Origin of the sequence: Microbacterium sp. ANT_H45B (assembly GCF_008369345.1) — a bacterium.
In the GTDB taxonomy this organism is placed as follows: Bacteria; Actinomycetota; Actinomycetes; order Actinomycetales; family Microbacteriaceae; genus Microbacterium.
The window spans coordinates 72,908-81,681 of the sequence record NZ_VOBK01000001.1; the positions used below are offsets into that span (position 1 = coordinate 72,908).

Annotated in this window: 8 protein-coding genes; all 8 read right to left on the reverse strand. The window is 71.1% G+C overall.

What is annotated here, in order from left to right; translation table 11 throughout:
* Positions 1 to 640 precede the first annotated feature (640 nt).
* The 8 genes from FQ142_RS00315 to FQ142_RS00350 are packed head-to-tail and all read right to left on the reverse strand — an operon-like array spanning position 641 to position 8,685.
* Positions 641 to 2,110, reverse strand: coding sequence for an aldehyde dehydrogenase (NADP(+)) (locus tag FQ142_RS00315; RefSeq protein ID WP_149421765.1), 1,470 nt, complete (start codon positions 2,108 to 2,110; stop codon positions 641 to 643).
* Positions 2,107 to 3,606, reverse strand: coding sequence for an NAD(P)/FAD-dependent oxidoreductase (locus FQ142_RS00320; protein ID WP_149421766.1), 1,500 nt, complete (start codon positions 3,604 to 3,606; stop codon positions 2,107 to 2,109). Before FQ142_RS00320 ends, FQ142_RS00315 begins: the two co-directional genes overlap by 4 nt.
* The gene (locus FQ142_RS00325; protein ID WP_149421767.1) at positions 3,599 to 3,913 is read right to left on the reverse strand and encodes a (2Fe-2S)-binding protein; all 315 of its coding nucleotides are present in this window, start codon (positions 3,911 to 3,913) and stop codon (positions 3,599 to 3,601) included. The genes FQ142_RS00320 and FQ142_RS00325 overlap by 8 nt, the downstream gene beginning before the upstream one ends.
* Positions 3,910 to 5,076: an NAD(P)/FAD-dependent oxidoreductase gene (locus FQ142_RS00330; protein ID WP_149421768.1), complete on the reverse strand. Its 1,167-nt coding sequence runs from the start codon at positions 5,074 to 5,076 to the stop codon at positions 3,910 to 3,912. The genes FQ142_RS00325 and FQ142_RS00330 overlap by 4 nt, the downstream gene beginning before the upstream one ends.
* Positions 5,076 to 5,780 (reverse strand): GntR family transcriptional regulator, encoded by a 705-nt coding sequence (locus FQ142_RS00335; RefSeq protein WP_149421769.1) that lies wholly within the window; start codon positions 5,778 to 5,780, stop codon positions 5,076 to 5,078. Before FQ142_RS00335 ends, FQ142_RS00330 begins: the two co-directional genes overlap by 1 nt.
* On the reverse strand, positions 5,767 to 6,762 hold the full coding sequence (locus tag FQ142_RS00340; RefSeq protein WP_149421770.1) for an ornithine cyclodeaminase family protein: 996 nt from the start codon (positions 6,760 to 6,762) through the stop codon (positions 5,767 to 5,769). The genes FQ142_RS00335 and FQ142_RS00340 overlap by 14 nt, the downstream gene beginning before the upstream one ends.
* Positions 6,759 to 7,760, reverse strand: a complete 1,002-nt coding sequence (locus tag FQ142_RS00345; protein WP_149421771.1) for a proline racemase family protein — start codon at positions 7,758 to 7,760, stop codon at positions 6,759 to 6,761. The genes FQ142_RS00340 and FQ142_RS00345 overlap by 4 nt, the downstream gene beginning before the upstream one ends.
* Positions 7,761 to 7,776: 16 nt before the next feature.
* Entirely contained in the window at positions 7,777 to 8,685 is a 909-nt protein-coding gene (locus FQ142_RS00350; protein WP_056413947.1) for a dihydrodipicolinate synthase family protein, read from the reverse strand.
* Between the last annotated feature and the right edge of the window lie 89 nt (positions 8,686 to 8,774).

Consider the following 8,774-nt stretch of genomic DNA (forward strand, 5'->3'; position numbering starts at 1 on the left):
CGGTGCGGTGCTGCGGGTGGGCGCGTTGCGGCGCGGCGCGGCGCGGGGTCGAAAACGCACCGGAAACGGCCGGGACAGATGCGAAAGTGACCCCGCACGCCAGACAGATGCGAAAGTGACCCCGCACCCCGGACAGATGCGAAAGTGACCCCGCACGCCGGGCACCCGACGCCGGATCACGGTGCGGGGTCAAAAACGCACCGGAAACGACCGTGGCCGATACGAAAGTGACCCCGCACCCGGGACAGATGCGAAAGTGACCCCGGACGCGGGAGACCAGACGGACCCGATCGCGGAGCGGGGTCGAAAACGCACCGGATCACGGTGCGAGGTCAAAAACGCACCGGAAACGACCGTGGCCGATGCGAAAGTGACCCCGCCCCGGGACAGATGCGAAAGTGACCCCGGACGCGGGAGACCAGACGGACCCGATCGCGGAGCGGGGTCAAAAACGCACCGGATCACGGTGCGGGGTCAAAAACGCACCGGAAACAGCCGGGACAGATGCGAAAGTGACCCCGCACCGAGACGGATGCGAAAGTGACCCCGCCCCGGGACAGATGCGGAAGTGACCCCGCCCCGGGACAGATGCGGAAGTGACCCCGCACCCGGGACGGATGCGAAAGTGACCCCGCCCGGGTCAGGGCAGGATCAGGATGCCGTCGACGCGCCGCACGATGCCGAGGGGGTTGTCCTCTTTGAGCGCATCCGGCAGCAGCCCCTCGGGCACGTTCTGGTAGGCGACGGGACGCAGGAAGCGGGTGATCGCGGCCATGCCCACCGACGTCGTGCCGACCGCTGTCGTGGCAGGGTACGGTCCGCCGTGCTGCTGCGCCCAGGTCACCGAGACGCCGGTCGGCCACTGGTTCCAGAGCACACGCCCTGCTCGCTCCGACAGCTTGGGGAGCAGGTCGACCGCGATCTCGTCGTCATCCTCCCCGATGATCGTGGCCGTCAGCTGCCCCTCGAGCAGATCGGCGAACGCGAGCAGCTCGCTCTCGTCGTCGTAGGTCACGACGAGCGCCGCGGGTCCGAACATCTCGCTCATCAGGGTGTCCATGTCGGCGCGCAGCGTCTCGCTCGACGCGGCGAACAGCACGGCCGACGGCGCCTGGGCGTCCGACGCATCGTCCGGCGCCGCGGCGAGCGTGCGCACGCCGTCGACGGCGCGGGTCGAGGCCACCGCGTCGCGGAAGCCGCTCTCGATGCCGCCGTTCAGCAACGGCGTCGCCGTCGGCAGCTGCTGCGCTTCGAGCTCTGCGACGATCGCCGACCCCGCGGGCACGAAGAGCACCCCCGGCTTGGTGCACAGCTGTCCGGCGCTGCCGGTGACCGAGGCGACGAAGTCGCGGGCGATCCCGGCGGCATCCCGCTCGGCCGCGCGCTTCGTGACGAACGCGGGGTTCGTGCTGCCGAGCTCGCCGTAGAACGGGATGGGCTCGGGGCGCGACGCGGCGATGTCGAACAGCGCGCGCCCTCCCCTGACCGATCCGGTGAAGGCGGCGGCCTTGACCCCGGGGGCGCGCAGCGCACGCACACCGGCCTCGGTGCCGTGGATCGTCTGGAAGAGTCCCTCGGGCGCACCGGCGGCCGCGAGAGCCGCCACGACGACGTCGGTGGTCGCATCGGAGAGCTCGGGGTGCCCGGGGTGGGCCTTGAGCACCACGGCGTTGCCTGCGGCGAGCGCACTCGCGGTGTCACCCCCGGCCACGGAGAACGCGAAGGGGAAGTTGCTCGCCGCGAACACGAGCGTCGTGCCGACGGGCTCGAGCTGACGACGCAGGTCGGGGCGCGGGGCCCCCATCGGCCACTCGGCGTCGGCGTGGTCGATGCGCGCGTCGAGCCAGAGCCCTTCGGGCAGCATCTCGGCGAACATGCGCAGCTGGAAGCTGGTGCGACGCAGCTCACCCCGCAGGCGCGCCTCGGCGAGGTGCGTCTCGCGCTGCGCGAGCGGGATCAGCTCGTCGGCGTGCTGGTCGAGAGCATCCGCCACGGCGTCGAGCGCCCGCGCACGATCGGCGATGGTGGCGCGCTTCCACTGTTCGGACGCGCGGCCTGCGCGATCGATGATCTGGTCGACGCTGTCGTCGGATGTGTCGTGCAAGGTCATGACTCCTCCTGGTTCGGATGGTGCGGCACGAGCGAGGCGAGGTCGCCCAGCGAGACGGGCACGCCCACCTGTCGATTGGTCAAGGATTCGAGGGCTGCGGCATCGACGTCGCCGCCGGTGCCGGTCGCGACGAGCTTCGAGAGGGCGAATCCGCACACCCTCCCCTGGCAGAGACCCATGCCGGGTCTGGCGGTGACCCGCACGTCGCGTGCGTCGTCGGCGCGCAGCGCGTCGACGGCGTCGGTCACCTCGGCGGCGGTGACCTCTTCGCAGCGGCAGATGTGGGTCTCGGGGGTCAGCCACCGGTCCCAGGCGGCGGGAACGGGGCTGGCTCGGTGCATGCCGATCGCGAAGCGCCGGCCGCGCTGCAGGCGTCGACGATGCCGCGCCATCGTCCGTGCGTCGGTGGGCGCGCCGAGGTCGCGTGCGACGGCGGATCCGACGAGCTCGCCCTCGGCGCACGATGCGACGGCTCCGCTGATGCCGGTGACCTCGCCTGCGGCGAAGACGAGCGGATCGGAGGCGCGCAGGTCGTCGTCGACATCGATCACGAGCGATCCGTCGACGTCGATGCGGGTGCGCAGCCCGAGTCCGACCGCGAGTTCGAGCTGCGGGGTGAATCCCCAGCCGAACGCGACGAGGTCGGCGGCGACGGTGCGCGACGAACCGGGGCGGATGCGGCCTTCGCCGTCGACGAGCGACAGCTCGACCTCGCTCACGCGACCGCTGCCGCGGACGGCACTGATCACGGTGCGTGTGCGGAAGGGCACGCGATGGCGCAGGAAGGTGGTGGCGTACCCGACGCCCTCCCACAGCTTGCCCGGCTCCTGCAGTGCGCGCAGCGGCGTCGCCGCCCAGCGCGTGAGCGCGTTGGCGTCGACCACCTCGACGACCTCGACTCCGGCCTCGGCGAGTCCTGCGGCGACCGAGAGCAGGAAGGGTCCGGTGCCCGCGACCACCGCACGACGTCCGGCGCGCACCTGGTTCGCCTTCAGCATCGCCTGCACGCCTCCGGCGGCCATCACCCCGGGCAGCGTCCACCCGGGAACGGGCAGCTGCCGGTCGTAGGCCCCGGTCGCGATCACGAGTCGTCGCGCCCACGTGGTCCGCTCGGCGTGCGGCAGGGTGTCGGTGCCGCTCACCGCGCTCGTGCGCAGGGCGATTCGGTCGCCGTATCCGTCGGTGCGCCACACCTGCCGCCCGGCGAGATGCCGGAGGCGGCCCGATGCCACGGCGGCCGACAGCCGATCGCGCAGGTCGGTGTAGTGACGCCAGTGGTGATGGCCGGTGCTCTCGGGCGCGGTGAAGGCGTCGCGGTGACGCTCATCGGGATGCCGCCAGTACTGGCCGCCGGTCTGGCGTCCCGCATCGATCAGCACGACCCGCAGCCCGTGCTCGGCGGCGACGACCGCCGCGCTCAGCCCGGCAGGGCCCGCACCGACCACCGCGACGTCGGCGGGCGCGGTCTCGGTCGTCGAGTCGGTCCACTCAGCCATGCGAGTCCTCCGGATGCGACGACGCCGGGGTCGGCAACGTCAGCGGCAGCGGCTCGTCGGGATCGGCGCTGCGCACGTCCTGCCCCTCGCACGCCTCGACGAGACAGGCGCGCTGACTGCGTGCGCCGTCGACCGTGACGAGGCAGTCGAAGCACACCCCGATGCCGCAGAAGAGCCCGCGGGGAGCGCGGTCCCTGCGAGTCGTGCGCCACGAGACGATCCCCGCGTCCGCGAGGGCGGCACCGACCGTCTGCCCCGGGATGAAGGGCACGGGGGTGCCGTCGAACTGCAGGCTGGTGCGGGTCATGCGGCGACGAGCCCTTCGAGTCGATCGGGGCGGAAGGCGGTCAGGTCGAGATCGGTCGCCTCCGACCGCAGCGCCTGCGACAGCAGCTTGCCCGTGCCGACCGAGAGGCCGACTCCGGCGCCCTCGTGCCCGGCCGCGTGCCACAGGCCCGGCAGTCGCGCATCCTCGCCGATGGCCGGCAGGTGGTCGGGGCAGTACGGGCGGAATCCGGAGTAGGCGCGCTGCACGCCCACATCACGCAGCGCCGGGAACAGGCCGAGCCCGCTCGCGGCGATGCGTGCGACGGCGTCGGTCGAGAACGACCGGTCGAACCCGACGCGTTCGCGGCTGGCGCCGAGCAGGATCGTGCCGCTCGGGGTGCCCTCGACGACGGGCGAGACCTGCAGCCCGGCATCCGAACTCGCGACATCGCCGACGTACTCCGCGGCGTAGACCTTGTGGTGCACCGTGATCGGCACCGGCTCGGTGACGAGCACGAACCCGCGTCGAGGCAGCACCGGCAGGTGCACGCCGGCGAGGGCGGCGAGCTCACCGCTCCAGGGCCCTGCGCAGTTCACGACGGCGCCGGCCGAGATGCGACCGATCGAGGTGTCGACTCCCACGGCACGGCCGTGATCGGTGCGGATGCCGTGCACCGCCGTCCTGGTGTGCAGCTCGGCGCCGTGTGCGATCGCGAGGCGCAGGAGGTGGTGGGTGGCCAGCAGCGGCTGCACCTGCGCGTCGTCGGGGTAGAAGGCACCGCCGACGAGAGCGGGGTTGATGTAGGGCTCGACCTCGCGCAGCCCGGGGTTGCCGTCGATGATCTCGGCACGGATGCCGAGCTCGCGCTGATGCCCGACGAGCGCGGTCAGTCCCGCCATGCTCGCGGCACTGCCGGCGACGACGAGACCGCCCTTGGATTCGAACTCCCACAGGGCGGCATGCTCGGCGAGGTCTTCGCGCCACACCCGCTGCGAATACAGCGACAGCTCGAGCTCGGGACCGACCTCCTTGTCGGAGACGAGGATGTTGCCCTCGCACCGGCTGCTCGTGCCCGAGGCGATCGACCCACGCTCGACGACGATCGTCCGCAAGCCCGCGGCCGCGGCGAAGTAGGCCGTCGCGGCACCGACGACTCCCGCCCCGACGACGACGACGTCGGCGCGCGCTGTCGATGAGCCCACTAGCCGTTCGCCTCCGAGGGGTGGGGCTCGCCCACCGTGTGCCCCGACCAGTCGCCCTTCACGTGCTCGATGTGCGCGACCACGAGCTCGCGCGCACGCACCGCGTCGCGGGCCTCGATGGCATCCATGATCGTGTGGTGCTCCTTGGCGGAGCCGGTGAGGTGCCCGCGTTCGTACAGCTCGGCGAGACCGAACAGACGGGTCTGCGAGCGCAGCGACTGGACCAGCTGCGTGAGACGGGCGTTGCCCGCGTACTGCAGGATCGCCAGGTGGAAGTCGCTGTCCGCGCTCAGGTACTCGACGAGGTCGCCGCGTTCGGCCGCTTCGACGATGTCGTCGGCCTTGCTGCGGAGTTCGGCGAACGCGCTCTCGGGGATCAGCGGGGTCGCCTTCTCGACGGCCGGCGGCTCGAGGAAGAGTCGCAGCTCGGTGACCTCGGCGAGATCGTGGGACGACACCTCGGTCACCCGGAAGCCGCGGTTGGGCATCGCGACGACGAGCCCCTCGCGCACCAGGTCGAGCATGGCCTCGCGGATGGGCGTCGCCGATGTGCCGAACTCCTCGCCGAGGCTCGGCGCGGAGTACACCCGCCCCGGCTGCATCTCGCCGCTGATGATGGCCGAGCGCAGGGCACGGGTGACGGTGTCGCGCACACTGGGCTGCTTGCTGAGTCGCACGAGGCTGCGCGTGTCAGTTCCGGACATCTGTGTTCCCCCTCCGAGCCGTTGCATCAGCGCGGTGCGCCGAGCTCAGGATCCGCGCCACCACGGCGAGATCCTCCCAGCTCATGCCGACGCCCGTATAGACGGCCGGTCGAGCCTGGCGGCGCACGAATGCACCCGTGACCAACTCTCCCAGATTCGTCAGGGGCTGCGTAGCCGTCTTCCCGTGCGCGAGGTCGAGCGCCTGCAGCAGGTTGCCGTTCTCGCGCAGTGCGGATGCCCGGGCCTCGACCACCAGATCGGCGTCGGTGATGAGATCGGCGCCCAGTTCTCGGCGCTCGGCACCGTGCGAGCCGATGGCCGCCACGACGGCGTGATCGCCGACATCGGCGCGGCCGAGAACCGGCACGTTCGACGAGGTGGCCGTGATGACGACATCGGCGGCGCGCACGTCTTCGAGAGCACCGGATGCCGCGGCGATGCCGTCGGCGCGGAGTCGCTCGACCAGTGCGGCGGTGCGGTCGGGGGTGCGGCCCACGATGCTCACCGCACCGACCGGCATCAGGTCGACGAGCGTGCGCACATGCGCCTCGGCCTGCGGTCCCGACCCGAGCACCGCGAGCGACTCGATGCCGCGCCTCGGGCCGCGCGGGTCGGCCTGCAGCATGCCGCGGATCGCGACCGCCGTGACCGCGGGGGTGCGCAGGGTCGTCAGGTGGGCCCCGTCGAGGATCGCGAGGGGACTCAGCGTCGCCGCGTCGAAGACGAGGTACCACGCCTGGATCGTGGGCAGACCCCGCGCGGTGTTGTGCGGAGCGATCGTCACGACCTTGATGCCCGCGTGCTCGGGCGACTGCGTCGGCATCAGCAGGAACTCGCCGCTGTCGAGCGGGCTGAACAGGCGAGGAGCATCGGCCTCGATGTCGACCCCGTCGCGCAGCGCCGACGTGATGGCGTCGACCGCACCGCGGCGGTCGATCGCCGCATCGATCTCGTCGACGCCGATCACGGGAACCGACGTCACAGCACGAACCCCCGGGGGAACGGATCGCTGGGGTCGAGCATGTACTGCGCCGTGCCCGTCACCCACGCGCGGCCGGTGATCGTCGGGATGACGGCGGGGATGCCGGCGACCTCGGTGGTCTCGACGAGGCGGCCGGTGAAGCTCGTGCCGATGAACGACTCGTTGACGAAGTCCTGATCGAGCGGCAGCTCGCCCCGCGCGTGCAGCTGAGCCATGCGCGCGCTCGTGCCGGTGCCGCAGGGCGAACGGTCGAACCACCCGGGGTGGATGGCCATCGCGTGCCGCGAGTGCACCGCGGTCGACCCCGGCGCCTTCAGGTAGACATGGTGGCAGCCGCGGATGGTGGGGTCGACCGGGTGCACGGGTTCGCCCCTCGCCTCGATCGCGTCCATGATGGCGAGTCCCGCCGCGAGCAGCTCGTCCTTGTGCGCGCGGTCGAACGGCAGCCCGATCTGCTCGAGCGAGACGATCGCATAGAAGTTGCCGCCGAAGGCGAGGTCGTACTCGACGGCGCCGAGCCCCGGCACGTCGACGACCTGGTCGAGCGCGACGACGAACGACGGCACGTTGCGCAGGGTGACGCTGTCGGCGTGCCCGTCGGACACGTGCACGTCGGCGATCACGAGACCTGCCGGGGTGTCGAGCCGGATCGTCGTGACCGGCTCGACGACCGGCACCATGCCCGTCTCGACGAGCACGGTCGCCACGCCGATCGTGCCGTGCCCGCACATGGGCAGGCAGCCCGACACCTCGATGTAGAGCACGCCGACGTCGGCGTCGGGTCGCGTCGGCGGCTGCAGGATCGCGCCGCTCATCGCACTGTGGCCGCGGGGCTCGTTCATCAGCAGCAGGCGCAGGTCATCGCTGTTCGCCATGAACCACTGCCGGCGCTCCTCCATGGTCGACCCCGGCATCACTCCGACGCCGCCGACGATCACCCGCGTCGGCATCCCCTCGGTGTGGGAGTCGACGGCGTGGAAGACGCGTTGTGCTCGCATGTGTCGTCTCTCCGGATCAGCGGTAGCCCTTGGCCAGAACGGCCTCGGTGTCGGCGATGATACGCGTGCGCACCTCGTCGGGAAGCGGCAGGCGCGGCGGGCGGGTCGTGATGCCGGCGGGTGCGACTCCGGCGACCTCCTGCGACAGCTTGATGGCCTGCACGAACCAGGTCTTCGAGTCCCAGCGCAGCAGCGGGTGCAGGTCGCGGTACATCTCGTGCGCCTTGGCCCAGCTGGCGGGGTCGCCCGAGGTCGACAGGTTGTAGAGCTCGACGGTGGATGCCGGGATCGCGTTGGGGTAACCGGCGACCCAGCCGACGGCGCCGTTGATGCCGAGCTCGAGCACGACGTCGTCGGATCCGATCGAGATGTCGAGGCCCGGCGCGAGCTCGCGGATCGCGTAGGCGTTGCGCACGTCGCCCGAGAACTCCTTGACCGAGACGATGAGTCCCTCGTCGAACAGGCGCGCGAGCAGCTCGGGACGCAGGTCGATCTTCGTGTCGATGGGGTTGTTGTACGCGAGGATCGGCAGCCCGACGGCGGCGACGCGACGGTAGTGGTCGACGACCTCGTCATCGCTCGCGCGGTAGGCGTTCGGGGGCAGCAGCATGACGGCGGGTGCGCCGTGCTCGGCCGCGTGCTCGGTGAAGCGCACGCTCTCCATCGCTCCATATGCTCCGACGCCGGGAATCACGGCCACGCCCTCTGGCGACGCCTCGACGGCGGTGAGGTAGACGCGCTTGCGCTCCTCCTCCGTGAGGGTCTGATACTCGCCGAGCGAGCCGTTGGGGATGATCCCCGTCACGCCGTTGTCGGTGGTGAAGCGGATGTGCTCGGCGTAGGCGTCGTAGTTGACGGAGAAGTCCGGATTGATCGGCAGCGTGGTCGCGAGGTTGACACCGTGCCACGGCTTCTTTTCGGTCATGAGTCAGAACTCCTGTGCTGTCGGCGCCCCTCGGCACCAGAGTGATGGATTAGTACAATTGCAATGTTAGTGGGTGGGGACTGCCCTGT

Excerpts from the sequence above, each read along its gene's own strand:
- FQ142_RS00315 (WP_149421765.1), bottom strand. The coding sequence starts at position 2,110 with ATGACCTTGCACGACACATCCGACGACAGCGTCGACCAGATCATCGAT.
- FQ142_RS00320 (WP_149421766.1), bottom strand. The coding sequence starts at position 3,606 with ATGGCTGAGTGGACCGACTCGACGACCGAGACCGCGCCCGCCGACGTC.
- FQ142_RS00325 (WP_149421767.1), bottom strand. The coding sequence starts at position 3,913 with ATGACCCGCACCAGCCTGCAGTTCGACGGCACCCCCGTGCCCTTCATC.
- FQ142_RS00335 (WP_149421769.1), bottom strand. The coding sequence starts at position 5,780 with ATGTCCGGAACTGACACGCGCAGCCTCGTGCGACTCAGCAAGCAGCCC.
- FQ142_RS00345 (WP_149421771.1), bottom strand. The coding sequence starts at position 7,760 with ATGCGAGCACAACGCGTCTTCCACGCCGTCGACTCCCACACCGAGGGG.
- FQ142_RS00350 (WP_056413947.1), bottom strand. The coding sequence starts at position 8,685 with ATGACCGAAAAGAAGCCGTGGCACGGTGTCAACCTCGCGACCACGCTG.